The organism is Dyella tabacisoli, assembly GCF_003350925.1.
GTDB lineage: Bacteria > Pseudomonadota > Gammaproteobacteria > Xanthomonadales > Rhodanobacteraceae > Dyella_C > Dyella_C tabacisoli.
The window spans coordinates 490064-508348 of the sequence record NZ_KZ857175.1; the positions used below are offsets into that span (position 1 = coordinate 490064).

Below are 18285 nucleotides of genomic sequence, written 5' to 3' on the forward strand. Positions count from 1 at the left end.
GTTCGGGATGCTGTGATGCGCCGTGCGAGTCGTTGCCTGGCTGTAGGCCTGCTGCTTGTCGGTACCGCTTGGGCGGATACCGCGGCGGCGGCTGCCAATACATTGAAAGAGATCCACTATGACGCGTTGCCGGGAGGCCGGGTCGAGTTGCATCTGAATTTCACCGGCCCGGTACCGGAGCCGAAAATTTTCAGCACCGGCAATCCGCCGCGCATCGCCGTCGATTTCGTCGATACCGACAACGCCGTGGCACGCCATCTCGACATCGGCCAGGGCGCGACCACCGGTGTATCGACGGTGTCCGCCGGCGGTCGTACACGAGTCGTGGTCGAATTGATGCGCGAGTCGTCTTATCGCTCACGCATCGACGGCAATAGTCTGGTGCTGACCGTTAACAATGGTTCCGAGGCGCAGACCGTTACCACCGCTGCGACGATTGACCCATCCAAGGCATTGCCCTCCGCGTCGAACGGCCCGGCCATATCCGGTGTCGACTTCCGCCGCGGCCCGAACGGCGAAGGCCGCGTGCTGATCGGCTTCAATGGTGCCGGCGCCAACGCCGATATGCGCCGTGAAGGCGACAAGCTGGTCGTCAACGTCACCCATGCGAACCTGCCCGCTAATCTCGCCCAGCGTCTGGACGTGCTCGACTTCGCCACGCCGGTACAGTCGATCAGCACCAAGGCAGGCGCCGGCGGCGGTGCCCGTATGGAAATCGCGATCAAGGGTAACGTCGACACGTCGGCCTACCAGACCGCCGATCAGTACGTGGTCGAAGTAGCCCCGAAAAAGAAAGATCCCAAGGCTGGGGCCGATGGCAAGCTGGCCAAGGGCCAGGACCCGGCCTATAACGGCAGCCGCGTCACCTTCAACTTCCAGGACATTCCCGTTCGCTCGGCGCTGCAGTTGCTGGCCGACATTTCCGGGCTCAACCTGGTTGCGTCGGATACCGTCGGTGGCAGTGTCACCTTGCGTCTAGTCAATGTGCCGTGGGATCAGGCGCTCGACGTCGTGCTGCGTGCCAAGAGCCTGGACAAGCGTCGCAACGGCAATGTGATCTGGATTGCGCCGCAGGAAGAGCTGGCCAAGTACGAAGAAAACATTGCGACTGCGCGTATCAAGGCCGAGGACAGTGCCGAACTGGTTACCGACTATGTGCCGATCAGCTATGGCAAGGCCAAAGACATTGCCAAGCTGCTGACTCAGGGCGCCCAGAGTTCGGCTGGCGGTGGCGGTAGTGGTGGTGCCACCGGCGGCGCCAACCGCGGCTTCCTTTCTTCGCGCGGCAGTGTTTCCTTTGACGATCGCACCAATACCCTGCTCATCAACGACAGTCCGCAAAAGCTCAAGGAGCTGCGCGACCTGATCGCAGTGCTGGACAAGCCGGTACAGCAGGTCTTGATCGAGTCGCGCATCGTCATCGCTACCGATTCTTTTACCCGCGATCTCGGTGTGCGATGGGGTGTGCAGGCTACGCATACCACCAACAGCGGCAACGTGATCGGCACGACTCCGGGTGGAGCCGATGCCAGTTCGCTCGCCATAAGCCAGCATAACTCCCAGGTCAAATACGCCCAGGATTACAACGACTGGCTCCGCGGCGGTCAGCAGGGCAATCCGCCACGGCCCGGCTCAGTCACTTTTCCTGGCGGCTACAACGTTAACTTGCCAGTGACAAACCCCGCCGGTCAGTTGGGTCTGGCGATCCTCGGCAGGAACTATCTGGTGGATCTTGAGTTGTCGGCAGCGCAAACCGAAGGCCGTGGCGAAGTGATTTCCAGCCCGCGCGTTATTACTGCCAACCAGCAAGAAGCCGTCATCCGTCAAGGTCAGGAAATCGGCTATGTGACCTATCAAAATACCGGTGGCCCAACGGCCGGTGGCTCATCCGGCGGCACTGCATCGGTGCAGTTCAAAGATGCCGTGCTGGAGCTGAAGGTAACGCCGACGATCACAGCGGATAATCGGGTCTATCTGGCGATCAACGTCAAGAAAGATGCGCTGGCTGCCTTCGTCGATACGCCCAATGGCAAGGTGCCGCAGATCGATACCCGTGAGATCAACACCTCGGTGCTGGTGGATAACGGTCAGACAGTTGTACTCGGTGGCATTTACGAGATCACCAAGAACAACTCGACCTCCAAAGTACCGGGTCTAGGCGATATTCCGGGTCTGGGCGTGTTGTTCCGCAATACCTCGCGCAAGAACGACAAGGCTGAATTGCTGATCTTCGTGACACCACGCATCCTCAGCGAAAACTTGCAGTAAGGGACATAACGGTCTCGGCAAAAGGCGGCTTCGGCCGCCTTTTGCATTTCATCGATCGAGTCACGCTACACCCGCTAAACTTCCGTGCAGAGCTGCGGTCTGACGCCGCAAGCAACGCAATGGAAACGTGAATGGATATGCCCGAGGCCGAGTCGACGAATCGCCTGCAACAGGCTTTCGCACAGTTGCGCGACGATATGCAGCGCAGCATCATCGGTCAGCCGCATTTGATCGATTGCCTATTGGTGGCGCTGCTGGCGGACGGGCACTTGCTGGTCGAGGGAGCGCCGGGCCTGGCCAAGACCACGGCGGTCAAGGCGCTCGCAGCATGCATCGAGGCGGATTTTCACCGCGTACAGTTCACCCCGGATCTGCTGCCGGCCGATCTCACCGGCACCGATGTATTCCGTCCGCAGAGCGGCAGTTTCGAGTTTGAACGCGGTCCGCTGTTTCACAACATCGTGCTGGCCGACGAGATCAACCGTGCTCCGGCCAAAGTGCAATCGGCGTTGCTGGAAGCCATGGGCGAGCGGCAGATTACCGTTGGGCGCAGCACCTGGCGGTTGCCCGAGTTATTCATGGTGATGGCCACGCAAAATCCGATCGAACAAGAAGGCACTTTTGCGTTGCCTGAGGCGCAGCTCGATCGCTTTATGATGCACGTGACCATCGGCTATCCCGACGCCGTATCGGAGTTGGCGATTCTTCGGCTGGCGCGCGAACAGGCACGCCGTAGCCTGCATCCGCAAGCAGCGTCGCAAGCAACATTGAGTCAGGCTGAGGTGTTCGCCGCCCGTGAGGCGGTATTGTCGGTGCATATGGCGCCGGCGTTGGAGGAGTACCTGACTCAATTGGTATTGGCATCGCGTGACGCCGGCCATTACGGACCGGAACTGAAACGCTGGATTGCCTGGGGCGCCAGCCCGCGCGCCACTATCGCGCTGGACCGCTGCTCTCGTGCACATGCGTGGCTGGCCGGCCGCGACTTCGTACTGCCCGAGGATGTTCACGCGATTGCACATGAAGTGCTGCGCCATCGAATCCTGCTCAGCTACGAGGCCGAGGCGGAGGGCGTGCGCAGCGATCAGGTGATCGCCCGGTTGCTGGATCTCGTGCCGCTGCCGTGAGTACGGCCGGGCCTAATCTAGTGAAGCCGCATCGAGTCGATGGTGACGGCCGCGTGCACGTCTCGCTGGCCGAGTTGATCGCACAGCGCGCACGGGTGGTAAAGGCGGCGGTGCCGGCGATAGAAAGTCATGCGGCACGATATGGTCAGCAATCCAGCCGTCTATACGGCCGAGGCATGGACTATGCCGAGTCGCGCGCTTACCAACCCGGCGACGATGTGCGTCGGCTCGATTGGCGACTCACGGCGCGTAGCGGCAAGCTGCACACCAAATTATTCCAGGAGGAGCGCGAAGGGCGCTTGCTGATCCTGCTCGACACGCATGCCAGCATGCATTTCGGCACACGGGTGCGTTTCAAGTCGGTACAGGCGGCGCGGGCCGCAGCCACGGCAGCATGGTACGCCGTGCGCGCGGGCGAGCGAGTCGGTGTGATGGCGTTTGGCCAACAAGGCCAGGGTAACCGTGAGCGGCTGCTACGGCCCCAGGCAGGTGCACGCGGCGCACTGGCAGTTTGCGGTGCCTTGGCCGAATGGGATGCTGCACCTGTGCAAGGGCGTGATGAGCCGTTGTCCGAGGCGCTTACGCGCGCGCGCCGTGTATTGCACGGCGCCAGTCGCGTGTTGCTGATAAGCGACGGTCTTAGCTGCGACGAGCCCGCGGCTAAAGGGGATGTGAAAGGGCGGCTGCTCGACCTGTCACGGCATGCTCGTATCAGCGTATTGATTGTCGCCGACGCACTGGAGCTGGCGTGGGCTCCAGCAGGTAGTTACCCGCTGGAGCATGATGGCGAACGGCGCGAAGTGGTATTGCAGGCCGAGCGGCAACGTAGCGAGTTTCAGCGCAGCCTCGGCGCGGGCCAGGCGCGCTTGAATAGCCTGGCGCAGGGCCTGGGTCTGTCTTGCCGCAGCATCGATACCGCAGCCGACCCATTGGATGCGGTCACCGCATTGCTTGGTCCGAACAGGACGGCACGATGAGTTTGCCCGCTGCGAACACGCCCGTCGCGCCAACTACGGTCGGCCCTGTCTTGCGCGATATTCACTTGCCGCCCGAGCCGGCCTGGTGGCCGCCCGCACCAGGCTGGTGGGTGCTGGCGGTCTTGTTGCTGCTGCTCTTGGCTGTCGTGGCATGGCAGTTGCGAAAGTGGCGCCAGCGACGCGCGCAGTACGCCATGGTTGGTGCCGAGGTCGATACCCTTGCGGCTCGTCATGCCGATGATGCCGCTGCGCTTGCGGCGGGTTTGCATCAGTTGCTGCGCCGTGTCGCACGCCAGTACGATCCCGGCGCTACGCAGACATACGGTGCGGCATGGCGGCAGACGCTCGCCGTGGTACCGGTGGATGCCGCGACGCTGGATCGATTGATGACGCTGGAGGCGACGATGTATCGGCCACAGGTGTCATTCGATCAAGCGGCTGTAATCGCCGCGACTCGACAATGGCTGACAGGTGCTTTGCGCCACTCGCGCAAACCGGCGCGCGATAGATCGTCTATCAAGTCGTCCGTGACGGAACCGGAACATGTTTGATTACATCCGATCCGCCTACGTCTGGCCTGAGTTCGCCTGGCCATGGGTGGCACTCTTGTTGCCACTACCCTGGCTGCTATGGCGCTGGGTGCGGCCAGCATCGCCAGGGCAGGCATTGCATTTGCCGCATCCGGGATTGCGTTTAGCGGCAGTAACCACGCGAACATCGCGACATGTCGCGCTGGTATTGGTACTGGCGTGGATCTGCCTGCTGCTCGCGGCGGCACGCCCGCAATGGGTGGGGCCGCCGCAGGCGCAGCAGCGCAGTGGACGTGCCTTGATGCTGGCGGTCGATTTGTCCGGCAGCATGGAAACGGAAGATATGCGGCTGGCCGGGCATTCGGTCAGTCGGTTCGGTGCGGTCGAGGCGATTGCCGGCGACTTCATCACGCGGCGTAGTGGCGACGAGCTGGGACTGATCCTGTTTGGTAGCCGCGCATTTCTGGTGACGCCACTGACTTACGATTTGTCTGCGGTGCAAGCGCAACTGAAGGGCGCGGTGGTGGGCCTGGCCGGCACCGAAACGGCGATTGGCGACGCTATCGCCGTGGCCGCGAAACGTTTGTCCGCGTTACCGGAACAGGCACGCGTGTTGGTGCTGCTGACCGACGGTGTCAACAACGCCGGTAACATCTCACCGCTGGATGCGGCGCAGGCGGCGAAGGCGGCAGGCGTGCGCATCTATACGATCGGCATCGGTGCTACCGCGATGCGGGTGGCCGACCTGTTCGGTAGCGAAATAGTGAATCCATCGGCCGATCTGGATGAGGGCATGCTGCGCTCGCTGGCCGAACAAACCGGTGGCCGTTATTTTCGGGCCACCGATACCAACGAGCTGGCGGGCGCGTATCGCGCCGTTGATGCGTTGGAGCCGATCGTGCAGCAAGGGCCAGCACTGCGGCCGCGGCATGAGCTGTTTCGTTGGCCGCTACTCGCGGGCATGTTTTTGCTGCTGCTGTCGCTACTGCTTTCGCCGACGATGCGGCGCATGCCGCGCCGCCGCGCAGGAGTGGTCGAATGAGCCAGGCACTCAGCGAGGCGCTGCGGCAATTTCACTTCTTGCAACCGCAGTGGTTGCTCGGTCTGTTGGCTTTGCCGTTACTGCTGGTGTTGGCCGTACGGCGCAGTCCGGCGCAACAGGCTTTATCGCGTCTGGTCGATGCCGAACTGCTGCCTCATTTGTTGCAAGGTCGTGCCAATCGTCGTCATGTGCCGCTGACCTTGATCGCCTTGAGCGGCTGCCTGTGTCTGCTGGCACTGGCTGGCCCAACCTGGAGTCGCAGCGCGCAACCGTTGTATGCGAACCGCGCGGCGCAAGTCGTCGCACTCTCGCTATCGCAACAGATGTTGGCGCGCGATATCACGCCGAGTCGGCTCGATCGGGCACGCTACAAAGTGCGTGATCTGTTCGCCGCCAATCATGATGGACTCAATGCGCTGATTGCCTACGCCGATGAAGCCTTTGTGGTCGCGCCATTGACCACCGATGCCAATAGCTTGAGCGATCTGCTCAGTGCCCTGGCACCCGATACCATGCCGGTGGATGGCAATAACGCAGCGCAGGCGATTGATCGCGGCGTAGCTTTAATCCGCAATGCCAAGGTGGGTGGCGGGTCGATCATCCTGATTACCGACCAAGCCGGCACCGCCGCACAGGCAGCGGCGAGCAAGGCACGCGCAGCAGGTATCGATGTATCGGTGCTTGGGGTGGGCACGCCTCAAGGTGGTGCGGTACCGCTGGGTGATGGTGGCTTTTTGCGAAATGCCGAAGGCGGCCTGGAGATGGCCAAGCGTGATGATGCGGCACTCGCTGCGCTCGCCGGCGCTGGCGGCGGTCGCTATGTCGCGATGAGCGACGATCGCCGCGATGTCGACACCCTGCACGCCCAATTGCGCGTAGAGCATGCGCCAACGCTGGCAAGTGGGCAGCAAGGCGACGCGTGGCAGGATCGTGGTCCATGGCTGCTGCTGCCGCTGCTGCCGCTGGCTGCTTTGGCTTTTCGTCGTGGTTGGCTGTTACTGCTACCGCTGCTGCTATTGCCGCTGCTACCCAATCAGGCGTATGCGAGTAGCTGGACCGATCTATGGCAACGCCCCGATCAGCAGGCCGCCCGCGCCTTACATGACGGCAAATCGCAACAGGCGCAGCAACTCGCTCGCGATCCTGCGTTACGCGGTGCCGCCGCTTATCGTGCTGGTGACTACGCCGCTGCCGCATCTGCGCTCAAGCAGGCGTCGGGTGCGGATGCGCAGTACAACCTCGGCAATGCGCTGGCCAAGCAGGGGCAGTACACGCAAGCTCTTGCCGCCTACGATCAAGCGCTCAAGAGCGATCCCGCCGACGCCGATGCCAAGACTAACCGTCAGGCCGTGGCGGATTGGTTGCGCAAGCAGCAAGAACAGCAAAAGCAGGATCAGCAGAAACAAGGCAAGTCGGAGCCCAAGCCCTCGTCCGGCGAAAATAAGGGGGCATCGTCTGCATCGAAGCCGGGTACGGACTCATCCGAGTCAAAGTCAGGTCAACAACAGAATTCATCGCAGGATGGTCAAGGGCAGGCATCCAGTGCCGCGGATCAATCCACGCAAGGTAAAGACAGTAAGCAAAGCCAGACGCTGGAAGGGGATGCCGGGGCCAAATCGCGCACTGCACAGGAACAGGCCGAGCAGCAGGCGCGGGCCGAGCAGGCGCGCCAGGCTTTGCAAAAACAAATGGATCAGAAGCTGGCCGAACAAGATAAGAAAGCGCCGGAGAATGCACCGGGTGTTGGCGTACGGGGCGCCCCGAAACCTGGCGAGCGGCCAGTCAGCCATGAGCTTGGCGCCGTCGCCACCGATGATCCGCAGGCGAAGCTTCCGGCCGATGTGCGTCGGGCCATGCAGCGTGTGCCCGACGATCCAGGGGCGCTGTTGCGGCGTAAATTCGTACTTGAGTACCGGCAGCGCCACGCGGCCGCCACAGGGGATGAGCAACCGTGATGTGGCGTCGTGTTTTTACCGTTGTGTTAATGCTGCTGCTGTTATCGCCGTTGGCGGCCACGGCGGTCGAGGTGCAGGCCACGCTGGATCGTAGCCGTGTGTCATTGGGCGAAACGGTGACGCTTAATCTGCGCTTGCAGGGCGGTGGCAGCGCGAATCGGCCGGATCTGAGTGCGCTGGCGCAGGACTTTATCGTGCTCGGAAGCTCAAGCAGTAGCAGCCTGCGTATCGTCAATGGCAGCAGCACGGCCGAGCTGACCTATGGCGTAGCCTTGCGACCCAAACGAGTCGGCATGCTGCAGATTCCGTCGCTCAACTTTGCCGGTGGTATCACGCAGCCGCTGCAGCTTGAAGTGGTTGCCGTGGGCGCGCGGGGGGCCGATTCAAAAGGGCCTGATTCAAAAGGGAGCGATTCAAAAGGGCCCGAAGACGCCTTCATGGAAGCATCTGTCGACCCTGCAAGCGGATATGTAGGGCAGCAACTGCAGTACATCGTACGGATGTACTTCGCCGTGAATTTGAACGGCGGATCGTTGATCGAGCCGAAGCTCGATGGGGTGGGCCTGTCCCGTGTCGGCGACGAGGTCGACTATCAAACCGAGCGTAACGGCCGGCGCTATAGCGTGGTCGAGCAACACTATGCGTTGATTCCGCAAAAGCCAGGACATCTTGAGATTCCCCCTATGTTGTTTCAGGGCGAAGCAATGGATATGTCCAATCCCGATGCATTCTTTGGCAATCCAAAGCCGATCTCGGTCGCCTCATCGCCGGTGTCGATCGAGGTGCGTTCGATACCGGCGGCGGCCAGCGGCATCACGTGGTTGCCGGCGCATCAACTGCACCTGGCCCTGGAGGGGCTACCGGCGGGAGGCGAGCTGCGTGTCGGCGAACCGCTTAACTTGAGCATGAATCTTGAAGCTACCGGCCTGCCCTACGAGGCACTGCCTCCACTCAGCCTGCCGACGTTGGACGGAGCCACGGTGTACCCAGGGAAAAAGCTGACGGGTACGCGTCAGGAAGCACCTTGGCTGGTCGGTCGCTATCAGCAGAGTTTCGCGGTGGTGCCGAATCGACCCGGCACGTTGACCATCCCCGAGATCACGTTGACCTGGTGGAATGTGCAAACGGATCGGGCCGAAGTTGCGCGTCTTCCAGCTCGCAGTTTTACCGTACTGCCAGCAGCCGGCGCCGCCGTGCAGGCGCCACCGGGCGCGGACCATACGGCGACCGTACCCACGACCCCGATGACGGCGCCCAACACATGGCCGTGGCGCGGGATCGCGTTCGGTAGTCTTGCTCTGTGGTTGTTGAGTCTGCTCGGCTGGCTTGGCTGGCGTCGGCGCAGGGCGCTTGCGGAAGTCGTGGCAGTTGACGTGGCGCAGACGCCACGGCGTCTGCGCGCCACCTTTCTCGCCGCCGCTCGTGGCGACGACTCGGCCGCACAGGCACGTAGCCTGTTGGCCTGGGCGCGAGCAGAGCGACCGGCTTTGCAGAATCTTGGAGAGCTGGCGGCGGCATTGGGGTCGGAGCCGCAACAAGCGGCGATTGCCGCCTTGCAGCGAAAACACTACGCGGGCAGCACTGAGTCCGGTGTGGGTGAGCGGTTGGCGACGGCGTTTCGCGACGGTTTCGTTTGGCGTGACGTCGGTGCGGCGGCAACATCACTATTGCCGCCGCTGTATCCGTTCAGCACAACGAAGCCATAAGCCTTCCTATGACAAGAGGAGGGCATTCTCGCCGCGCCATATCTCAGCCATGTGCGCGTCGAAACAACAGATGCGCACCTGTATATCGGGGTGATTGCGTAATGCCTCGTACAAACTGGTTAAGGCCACTCGGGCTGCACGTTCAGGCGGATAGCCATAGACACCACAGCTAATCGCTGGAAAGGCGATCGAACGGATCTCATGCGCTAGCGCTAGCCGTATGCCATGGCGGTAGCAAGAGGACAACAGCTCCGCCTCGCCATGTCCCCCGCCATGCCAGACGGGGCCGACGGTATGAATCACGTAACGAGCGGGCAGGTCGAAGCCGGCGGTTAGACGCGCTTCGCCGGTGGGGCAGCGCACGCCTGGCGCTATTTCGGGCAGCGCTCGGCAGGCTTCGAGCAGGCCGGGGCCGGCGACGCGATGGATGGCCCCGTCTACGCCGCCACCGCCCAGCAGGCTGGGATTGGCCGCATTGACGATAGCGTCGTCGGCCTGGCGGGTGATATCGGCGATGATGACTTCAATGGACATAAACATCCCGATCGCGCAGTCAGGGGTGAAATGTGCCGCGCTTGAGCTTGCGCAGCTTCAAGCCATCGCGCACTCTCCACCCTTCGAATCATACGGCGAACTCCACATGAAACGTGATGGCACAGGGTCCGGCGGCATCTGCATCACGGCGGTGATGGAGCTGCGATAGCCATGAAAAAGACTGAAGACATATCTTTCGGCTACTTACTTAATGATGTGACCTTGCTGTTTCGCAAGCATTTCGATCGGCGTGCGGTGAAGTTCGGCTTGACTCGTGCGCAATGGCGCGCGACCAAGATGCTTTGCTACCGCGAAGGGTTACGTCAGACCGAGCTTGCGGAGTTTCTGGAAATGGAGGCGATCGCCGTGGGGCGGGTCATCGATCGCTTGCAGGCTGCCGGTTTCGTCGAACGCCGCCCGGACCCCAAAGATCGCCGCGCATGGCAGTTGTATGCGACTGAGCAGGCTCGCGCCATCGTTGCCGATATGGAGGTGATCGCGCATGGCCTGCGCAAGGATGCTACGCGCGGTATCGAGCGTGCCGAAATGGAGCAGGTCATGGATGTGATGGGGCGGATCAAGGAGAACCTGCTGGCGCTGGAGCAGCCCACGCCAAGCGAAACTTAAGCGGCAGCCGACGTCAGCGATAAAGCCGTCTGTACCGCCAAGCATGCAAGCGGTGACGATGGAAATATTAAATCGAGTTAATGAAGGTGCGCTGACGCCGGACGCTGATTTGGTTATCAATGCCTTCTTTGCAATATCTAACGATGGCCTATCGTTATAAGCTTCACGTCGTCATTTTTTACCCCATGGCGTCAGTCATGCGAAACCTATGATTCACCTCTGGCGATAGCACTCCCTAGAGTTAACGTCCTACCTGGCGCCGCTGCGCCTGCTACCTATGGCCGGAGAACCCATGCAGCGCATGTCCTGGAAAAAACTTGTCGCCGTTATCGTTGTACTCGCGGCATTCGCTATAGCCGTTCAATATTTTCGTGCGGGCAAGCATGCTTCGGCGACTCATGCTGTTCCAGTCGTACAGTCTGTACCGGTAAAGGTGGCTAATGCACAGCGTGGCGATCTGGATCTGTCACTGAAAGTGATCGGGCGGGCCGAGGCTTTCTCCACGGTCAACGTACAAGCGCGGGTCAGCGGTCAATTGCAGTCGTTGTTGTTTACCCCTGGCAGTCATGTCAATCAGGGCGCGACGATTATCCGCATCGACCCCAGTTTGCTGCAGGCTCAACTAAGCGGCGCGCTGGGCAGCCTGGCCAAGGACGAAGCGCAACTTATCAATGCGCAAGCAGTGCTGAAACGATATGCCCCGTTGCTGCCGAAAGGCTATGTGTCGCAATCGGATTACGACACCTATAAGGCCAATGTCGGGGTCTATGAGGCGTCGGTAAAGGCCGATAAAGCCACGGTGGAACTGGCCCGCACACAATTGAGTTACGCCCAGATCCAGGCGCCGTTCGAGAGTGTCGCGGGTGCGCCGCTGGTTTATCCGGGGGCACAGATTGTGGCCAATGCCACCACGATCGTGGTGCTAAATCAGATACGTCCCATCCACATCACCTTTGCCATTCCTGAAACCAGTCTGGCGGGCGTCAAGGCTGCGGCCGCTCGCGGCACGGTGCCCGTAACGGCGAGGGTTCCGGGTACGACGACAGCGCCACTTCAGGCGGCGGTGGACTTCATCAACAATGCGGTGGATACAACCACCGGCACGATTCAGATCAAGGCCCGTTACGACAACGACGATGACCGTCTGACCCCCGGTCAGTTCGTTGAAGTGGTGTTGCCCACGACCCGCCTCGCCAATGTGGTGACCGTGCCGGTGGTGGCACTGCAGAACTCGCCCAAGGGCAGTTTTGTTTTTGTCGTCGGCGGCGATGGCGCCGTGCAGCAGCGATTCGTCAGTGCGGGGCCCAGCAGCGGTGCGCAAGTCGTGATCGAGAAAGGCCTGAACGGCGGCGAGAGCGTAGTTACCGACGGCCAGATGTTGTTGGTCGAGGGCACCCACGTGCGCATCGTTACGGGTAACGGCTGAGCGATGAAGATGATCGGGCGATATCTTTCAACGATCCTTGCGGCGGGGTGCCGCGCATGAACCTGCCGGCACTATGTATCCGCCGGCCGGTGATGGCCACGCTGCTGATGGTGGCGCTGTTGGTCTTTGGCATCGTGGCTTATCCGAAGCTGCCGGTTAACGAGCTGCCGAATGTCGACTTTCCGACCATCACGATAAGCGCCAGCTTGCCCGGTGCGTCGCCGGAGACGATGGCGACCGCCGTTGCCACACCGTTGGAAGGGCAGTTCTCGACCATCGCCGGTATCCAGGCCATGACCTCGACCAGTGCGCTGGGCTCGACCTCGATCACCCTGACCTTTGAATTGGATCGCAGCATCGACGGCGCCGCGCAGGATGTACAGGCCGCCATCTCGGCGGCACTGCGTCAATTGCCGACTACGATGCCGACGCCGCCGACCTTCCGCAAGGTCAATCCGGCGGATGCGCCCATCATCTACCTCACCATGCGCTCATCGACGCAGCCGCTGTCGACCGTGGATGACTACGCCGAAACCCAGCTTGCGCAACGCCTGTCGACCATCGACGGGGTGGCGCAAGTGAACGTGTACGGCTCGCAGAAATACGCTGTGCGCATCAGCGTCGATCCGCAGAAACTGGCTGCTAGCGGAGTTGGTTTCGATGTGCTGCAACAAGCCATTGCCAATGCCAATGTGAATCTGGCCACCGGCTCGCTCAACGGCAACCGCCAGCTTTTGTCGATCCGTTCGGATGGCCAATTGCAGCGAGCCAATTTGTACAACGACGTGATCGTGGCCTACCGCAATGGCGCGCCGATACGCCTGGCCGATCTTGGCCAGGCACAGGACAGCGTACAGAACGATCAGGTGGCGAGCTGGTACAACGGCGAACGCGCCATCGTGCTGGCGATTCAGCGTCAGCCGGGCTCCAATACGGTGGCCACCATCGACCGCATCCGCGCGGTGCTGCCGCAGTTCGAGGCATCCTTGCCGCCATCGATCAAGCTCGCGGTGTTGTACGACCGCTCGGAATCGATTCGCGCCTCGGTCGACGACGTGCAATACACCTTGCTGCTGGCCGGTGTGCTGGTGGTGCTGGTGATCTATTTGTTTCTTGGCAACGCCTCGGCGACCTTGATTCCGGCGCTGGCACTGCCCGTGTCGATCGTCGGCACCTTCGGTGCGATGTTCGCACTGGGCTACAGCCTGGACAATCTCTCTCTGTTGGCGCTGACTCTGGTGGTCGGCTTTGTAGTCGACGATGCGATCGTGATGTTGGAGAACATCGTTCGTCATATCGAGGCGGGCATGGAGCCGTACGAGGCGTCGCTTAAAGGCGCCACCGAAATTGGTTTCACGATTTTCTCGATGACCTTGTCGCTGGTGGCGGTATTCCTGCCGGTGATGTTTATGGGCGGCATCGTGGGGCGGCTGTTCCACGAATTCGCGGTGACCTTGAGCGTGGCGATCCTGATTTCGGGATTTGTTTCGATTACGCTGACGCCGATGTTGTGCAGTCGTTTTCTGCGACATGCCGAGCATGAGAAAAAGACCCGCGTGGTTCTGCTGTTTGATCGTGGCTTTGAACAGGTGCGCCGGGGTTATGCCCGCTCGCTGGCATGGGCTGTTCACCATTCACGCGTCACCTTGGGGGTGTTTTTTGTCAGTTTGCTGGTGACCGGGCTGTTGTTCGTGGTCGTCGCCAAGGATTTCATTCCGGCGGGCGACAGCGGTCAGCTCAATGTCAATGTCGAAGGCCCGGACGATATCTCGGTCAGCGGCATGGCCGTGCGCCAGCAAGCGTTGGCGGCGATCGTCGCTAAAGACCCTAACATTCAGGCTTTCATGTCGTCGGTAGGCAGTGGCGGCGCGCGCACCACCACTAATAACGGCTCGATTCTGTTGCGACTGAAACCGGCGAATGAGCGTGCGCTCGATCCCAATGGGATTATTCAGGAGCTGCGGCAAAAGTTTGCACAGGTGCCGGGTATCCGCACTTATATCCAGAACCCGCCCTCGATCCAGGTCGGCGGGCGGCAATCCAAGGCGCAATATCAGTACACCTTGCAGTCGATCGATCTGACCTCGCTGTATGCATGGTCGGGCAAGGTGGTCGATGCGTTCGGCAAGTTGCCTGGTTTTCAGGATGTGACCAGCGATTTGAATCTCAATGGGCCATCCATCGTGATTCACGTCGACCGTGACAAGCTGGCTCCGCTGGGCCTGACGATGGAACAGGTGCAGCGTGCGTTAGGTTCGGCATTCGGTGCCAATCAGGTTTCGACCATCTATGGCGCATCCACCCAGTACTGGGTGATCTTGCAGGTGGGTTATGCGCTGCAGAATGATCCCGATGTGTTGTCGCAGCTCTACGTTACCTCCGGCAGCGGTGGCCTGGTGCCGCTCAATGCGGTGGCGAGTTTCGAGCGCCGGCCGCAGGCGCTTACGGTCAATCATCAAGGCCAGCTACCGGCGGTGACGATATCGTTCAATCTCGCGCCCGGTGTCAGCCTTAGTCAGGCGGTAACCAGCATCGGCGACGCGATGAAGCAGCTCAATTTGCCGGTGTCGATCAGCGGTAGCGTGCAGGGTACGGCGCAGGCTTTCCAGGATTCCATGAAAGGCATGGGCTTATTGCTGGTGCTGGCACTGTTCGTGATTTATCTGGTGCTGGGTATTCTTTACGAGAGCTTTATCCATCCATTGACGATTCTTTCCGGTTTGCCGGCGGCGGGCGTCGGCGCACTGCTGACCCTGATGATTTTCAACGCGCCGCTGGATCTGTTCTCCTTCGTCGGTATCGTGATGTTGATCGGCATCGTCAAGAAGAACGCGATCATGATGATCGACTTTGCGCTGGAGCGGCAGCGCAATGAGGGCTTGGCGCCGGCGCTGGCGATTATCGAGGCATGTCATGTGCGTTTCCGTCCGATCATGATGACCACCATGGCGGCCTTCGCCGGCACTTTGCCGATTGCGCTGGGTATCGGCGCAGGTGCGGAGACGCGCCGTCCGCTGGGTCTTGCGGTAGTCGGCGGTCTGCTCGTGTCACAGATTCTCACGCTGTATCTGACCCCGGTGATCTATCTCTATCTGGATCGGCTGCAACAGCGTTTTTCGCGCAAGCCGAAACGAGTCGATGCGGCGAGTGCGGGCTGAGCCGGTCATGTCATAGATTGGCGCCCCGGCAAATAAAAAGGCGACCCGAGGGTCGCCTTTTTATTTGCCGGGGCGCGTGCGATCAGTCGCCGGCGCCGTCGTTCTTGAAGGCATCGGGAGCGGAGCCGAAATCGCCATCGGCTTGCGCGGCCATATACGAGAAAGCCGCATAGACGGCTACATTCTGTGCCAGTTCTTTCGGATGGACCTTGTCCAGCGTGTCATTGGCGGTATGGTGATAGTCGAAGTAATCGGTGCCATCCTGGGTCAGCGTCAGCGCGGCCATGCCCTTGGCATGCATTTGCGATAGATCCGAACCGCCGCCACCACGGCGCTTGGCATCGTAAGCCACGCCGATAGGCGCCAGCACCTTGGCGATCTGTTCGATCGCAGCTCGTGCCGAAGGCTTGACGCTGGCGGTCATGCGCCAGACCTTGCCGGCGCCGAAGTCCGACTCAGTGCCTAGCTGATGTTTGCCGACGTCGGCAGCATGCTGGTCGGCATAGCCGCGGCCGCCCCACAGGCCCATCTCCTCATTCGCGAAGGCAATCACGCGGATCGTGCGGTCGGGCCGCTGCGGCAGGTCGCCGATCAGTTTGCCGGCCGCCATCGCGATCGCTACGCCGGCGCCGTCGTCGATGGCGCCGGTGCCCGGATCCCATGAATCCAGATGGCCGCCGATGGCGATGACTTGGTCGGGGTATTTTTTACCGGTGATCTCGCCGATGACATTGGCGCCGGTATAGCTGCCACTGACGCCACAATCCAGATCCAGTTTGATGCTGACCGGCTTGCCATAAGCCAGCACCCGTTCGAGCTGGTCGGCGTCGGGATTGGACAACGCCGCGGCGGGGATCGCATCTTTCGGGTCACGGAAGCCAGTGACGCCGGTATGCGGTGTGCGGCTGTTGGCATCAGTGCCGGCCGAGCGCAGCAAGAAGCCGGCGGCACCCTTGGCCGAGGCAATCACCGGGCCTTGTACGCGCACGGGCGAGCCGATGCCGTAGTCGCGACCGTCTTTGGCACGCTGCATATGAAAGGTGACAAAGACGATCTTGCCTTTCACCGTGGCCGGGTCGGCGGCCTTCAGTGCGGCAAGGCCGTCGAATTTCACGACTTCTGCGGTGATGCCGCCCTTCGGCGTACCGGCCGAGTAGCCGAGTGCGAGCAGAGCCAGCGGCTGCGGGAACGGAGCGACGATTTCGGCGTGTTCGCTGCGGCGTTCCCACAGCGGGTAGGTGACCGGTTCGACGTAAACCTTGTCAAAGCCCAGCGCCTTGAACTTGGCGATCGCCCAGTCGCGCGCGCGCTGGTCGTTGGGGCCGCCGGCGAGACGTGCGCCCACTTCGGTGGTCAACGATTCGACGATCTTGTAGCCGGTGTTGTCGGCCATCGCCTTGTCACGCAGCTGCTCCGCGGTCTGCACGGCTTGCTGGGAAATAACGGTGCCCTTATCGGCAGCATTGGCGGCACTGACCATGCCGGTAGCCAACAGACTGGCGGCAAGCAGACTTAAGCGGAGATGGCGCATCGGGGACCCCTCGGTGGAAACCCCGATTATCGCGCGGTGTCGCATTGCTGCTTAGGCCAGAAGTCATGTTTTTTGAATGCAGGAAATAATTAGGCTGTGGCAGCCGTGTTTCCTGACTCATATTAAGCAGCGGCAGGGCATCGCCGCCCCACCGCTCATGGCTCGGGCTTACTTGTTTGCCGCGCCTTGCTCTTTCAGCAAATCCCGAATCTCGGTCAGCACCACCACATCAGCCGGCACCGCTGCCGGGGCGGCGGCTTCTGGGCGGTTGAGCTTGTTGATCGCCTTGACCACCATGAAGATCGCGAAAGCGATGATGACGAACTGAATCACCGTATTGATAAAGGCGCCGTACTGGATCGCTATCTCGGCCACTTTATGCGCCGGATTGCTATTGTCGGCCGGCTTGAGCACCCATTTCATTTCGGAAAAATCGACGCCGCCGGTCAGGGCGCCGATCGGCGGCATGATGATTTGATCGACTAGCGAGGTGACGATTTTGCCGAAGGCGCCGCCAATGACGACACCCACGGCCAGATCGATCACGTTGCCGCGCATGGCGAAGGTTTTGAACTCTTGAAAGATGCCCATGCTGTTCCCCACGGATTGGCTGATGACGCAGGGACTTTAGCGCAGGGGGCGGGCTACGGGGAGACTTTGAACAGGCTCTTATGCACTGGGGTCGGCGATGGGGTCGGCGATCTTGCCATCCAGGCTGGCTATGCCCACGAGTTCGGCATGAAAACGATCGCCGCGCTGCAATGCAGCGACTCCGGCGGGGGTGCCGGTAAAGATCAGGTCGCCGGCCTTGAGTTCGAACAAGGTCGAGAGGGCGGCGATAATCTCAGGCACGCTGTGCAGCATATTTCCCAACGATGTCTGCTGGCGCAGTTCGCCATTGACGGTAAGCCGCAGCACGGTATCGGCATGAGGCATGGCATCGCTTGCCCGGCACAGCGCCGAGACCGGCGCTGAATGGTCGAAGCCCTTGGCGATATCCCAGGGGTGACCCTTGGCTTTGACGGCGTTTTGCAAGTCGCGGCGAGTCAGGTCCAGGCCCACGGCGCAACCCCAGACCAGCGCTTGCGCATCGGCTACTGCTATGTCGCGACCACCAGCACCGAGCGCAATCACTAACTCCACCTCGTGATGCAGATCTACGGTGGCCTGCGGGTAGGGCACGTCGGCGCCATCGGCGACTACGGCGTCGGCCGGTTTGCAGAAGAACATCGGCCTGTCCTTGTCCACCGCGGCGCCCATTTCTTTCGCGTGATCGGCATAGTTGCGGCCGACGCAGAACACGCGGCGAATCGGAAAGCGCTGGTCACTGCCGATGATCGGCAGGCTAGGAATCGGTTGGGGTGCGATGGCGTATGACATGGCAAAAGATTACCAGCTAAGGGG

At 61.2% G+C, this 18285-nt stretch carries 14 protein-coding genes; 10 read left to right on the plus strand and 4 right to left on the minus strand.

The features are described 5' to 3' along the window. Window positions 1-15: 15 nt before the first annotated feature. The 7 genes from DVJ77_RS09120 (at window position 16) to DVJ77_RS09150 (ending at window position 9605) form a co-directional block, all read left to right on the plus strand. Window positions 16-2268, plus strand: a complete 2253-nt coding sequence (locus DVJ77_RS09120) for a type IV pilus secretin PilQ (RefSeq protein ID WP_114845319.1) — start codon at window positions 16-18, stop codon at window positions 2266-2268. A gap of 131 nt (window positions 2269-2399) precedes the next feature. Then, entirely contained in the window at window positions 2400-3395 is a 996-nt protein-coding gene (locus DVJ77_RS09125) for an AAA family ATPase (RefSeq protein WP_114845158.1), read from the plus strand. A gap of 20 nt (window positions 3396-3415) precedes the next feature. Further along, window positions 3416-4372, plus strand: coding sequence for a DUF58 domain-containing protein (locus tag DVJ77_RS09130; RefSeq protein WP_114845159.1), 957 nt, complete (start codon window positions 3416-3418; stop codon window positions 4370-4372). Then, the gene (locus DVJ77_RS09135) at window positions 4369-4923 is read left to right on the plus strand and encodes a DUF4381 family protein (RefSeq protein WP_114845160.1); all 555 of its coding nucleotides are present in this window, start codon (window positions 4369-4371) and stop codon (window positions 4921-4923) included. Before DVJ77_RS09130 ends, DVJ77_RS09135 begins: the two co-directional genes overlap by 4 nt. Further along, window positions 4916-5944 carry a VWA domain-containing protein gene (locus DVJ77_RS09140; protein ID WP_114845161.1) on the plus strand — a complete coding sequence of 343 codons (1029 nt, stop codon included), beginning with the start codon at window positions 4916-4918 and terminating at the stop codon, window positions 5942-5944. The genes DVJ77_RS09135 and DVJ77_RS09140 overlap by 8 nt, the downstream gene beginning before the upstream one ends. Beyond that, window positions 5941-7899 (plus strand): VWA domain-containing protein, encoded by a 1959-nt coding sequence (locus tag DVJ77_RS09145; RefSeq protein ID WP_114845162.1) that lies wholly within the window; start codon window positions 5941-5943, stop codon window positions 7897-7899. The genes DVJ77_RS09140 and DVJ77_RS09145 overlap by 4 nt, the downstream gene beginning before the upstream one ends. Then, on the plus strand, window positions 7899-9605 hold the full coding sequence (locus DVJ77_RS09150) for a BatD family protein (protein ID WP_114845163.1): 1707 nt from the start codon (window positions 7899-7901) through the stop codon (window positions 9603-9605). The genes DVJ77_RS09145 and DVJ77_RS09150 overlap by 1 nt, the downstream gene beginning before the upstream one ends. 6 nt (window positions 9606-9611) lie before the next feature. Here the strand turns inward: DVJ77_RS09150 and DVJ77_RS09155 are convergent, their stop codons facing one another. Beyond that, window positions 9612-10139, minus strand: a complete 528-nt coding sequence (locus tag DVJ77_RS09155) for an O-acetyl-ADP-ribose deacetylase (RefSeq protein ID WP_114845320.1) — start codon at window positions 10137-10139, stop codon at window positions 9612-9614. A gap of 171 nt (window positions 10140-10310) precedes the next feature. Here DVJ77_RS09155 and DVJ77_RS09160 point away from each other — a divergent pair, with 171 nt between their 5' ends. From DVJ77_RS09160 to DVJ77_RS09170, 3 genes are all read left to right on the plus strand, one after another. Beyond that, on the plus strand, window positions 10311-10766 hold the full coding sequence (locus DVJ77_RS09160; protein WP_114845164.1) for a MarR family winged helix-turn-helix transcriptional regulator: 456 nt from the start codon (window positions 10311-10313) through the stop codon (window positions 10764-10766). A gap of 292 nt (window positions 10767-11058) precedes the next feature. Next, a complete protein-coding gene (locus tag DVJ77_RS09165) occupies window positions 11059-12192 on the plus strand; it encodes an efflux RND transporter periplasmic adaptor subunit (RefSeq protein WP_114845165.1) in 1134 nt (377 codons plus the stop codon). Between the two features lie 56 nt (window positions 12193-12248). Next, window positions 12249-15350, plus strand: coding sequence for an efflux RND transporter permease subunit (locus DVJ77_RS09170; RefSeq protein ID WP_114845166.1), 3102 nt, complete (start codon window positions 12249-12251; stop codon window positions 15348-15350). A gap of 82 nt (window positions 15351-15432) precedes the next feature. On the opposite strand, the gene DVJ77_RS09175 is transcribed toward DVJ77_RS09170, so the two are convergent. From DVJ77_RS09175 to DVJ77_RS09185, 3 genes are all read right to left on the minus strand, one after another. Continuing rightward, window positions 15433-16881, minus strand: coding sequence for a M20/M25/M40 family metallo-hydrolase (locus tag DVJ77_RS09175; RefSeq protein ID WP_114845167.1), 1449 nt, complete (start codon window positions 16879-16881; stop codon window positions 15433-15435). A 168-nt stretch (window positions 16882-17049) separates the two neighbouring features. Beyond that, window positions 17050-17472, minus strand: coding sequence for a large-conductance mechanosensitive channel protein MscL (gene mscL, locus DVJ77_RS09180; protein ID WP_114845168.1), 423 nt, complete (start codon window positions 17470-17472; stop codon window positions 17050-17052). A 78-nt stretch (window positions 17473-17550) separates the two neighbouring features. Further along, window positions 17551-18261: a fumarylacetoacetate hydrolase family protein gene (locus DVJ77_RS09185; RefSeq protein WP_114845169.1), complete on the minus strand. Its 711-nt coding sequence runs from the start codon at window positions 18259-18261 to the stop codon at window positions 17551-17553. Between the last annotated feature and the right edge of the window lie 24 nt (window positions 18262-18285).

What these genes read in the sequence shown, in the direction of transcription:
- mscL (WP_114845168.1), bottom strand. Translation starts at nt 17,472, where the DNA reads ATGGGCATCTTTCAAGAGTTCAAAACCTTCGCCATGCGCGGCAACGTG.
- DVJ77_RS09165 (WP_114845165.1), top strand. Translation starts at nt 11,059, where the DNA reads ATGCAGCGCATGTCCTGGAAAAAACTTGTCGCCGTTATCGTTGTACTC.
- DVJ77_RS09135 (WP_114845160.1), top strand. Translation starts at nt 4,369, where the DNA reads ATGAGTTTGCCCGCTGCGAACACGCCCGTCGCGCCAACTACGGTCGGC.
- DVJ77_RS09150 (WP_114845163.1), top strand. Translation starts at nt 7,899, where the DNA reads ATGTGGCGTCGTGTTTTTACCGTTGTGTTAATGCTGCTGCTGTTATCG.
- DVJ77_RS09145 (WP_114845162.1), top strand. Translation starts at nt 5,941, where the DNA reads ATGAGCCAGGCACTCAGCGAGGCGCTGCGGCAATTTCACTTCTTGCAA.
- DVJ77_RS09125 (WP_114845158.1), top strand. Translation starts at nt 2,400, where the DNA reads ATGGATATGCCCGAGGCCGAGTCGACGAATCGCCTGCAACAGGCTTTC.
- DVJ77_RS09185 (WP_114845169.1), bottom strand. Translation starts at nt 18,261, where the DNA reads ATGTCATACGCCATCGCACCCCAACCGATTCCTAGCCTGCCGATCATC.
- DVJ77_RS09160 (WP_114845164.1), top strand. Translation starts at nt 10,311, where the DNA reads ATGAAAAAGACTGAAGACATATCTTTCGGCTACTTACTTAATGATGTG.
- DVJ77_RS09155 (WP_114845320.1), bottom strand. Translation starts at nt 10,139, where the DNA reads ATGTCCATTGAAGTCATCATCGCCGATATCACCCGCCAGGCCGACGAC.
- DVJ77_RS09140 (WP_114845161.1), top strand. Translation starts at nt 4,916, where the DNA reads ATGTTTGATTACATCCGATCCGCCTACGTCTGGCCTGAGTTCGCCTGG.
- DVJ77_RS09120 (WP_114845319.1), top strand. Translation starts at nt 16, where the DNA reads ATGCGCCGTGCGAGTCGTTGCCTGGCTGTAGGCCTGCTGCTTGTCGGT.
- DVJ77_RS09170 (WP_114845166.1), top strand. Translation starts at nt 12,249, where the DNA reads ATGAACCTGCCGGCACTATGTATCCGCCGGCCGGTGATGGCCACGCTG.
- DVJ77_RS09175 (WP_114845167.1), bottom strand. Translation starts at nt 16,881, where the DNA reads ATGCGCCATCTCCGCTTAAGTCTGCTTGCCGCCAGTCTGTTGGCTACC.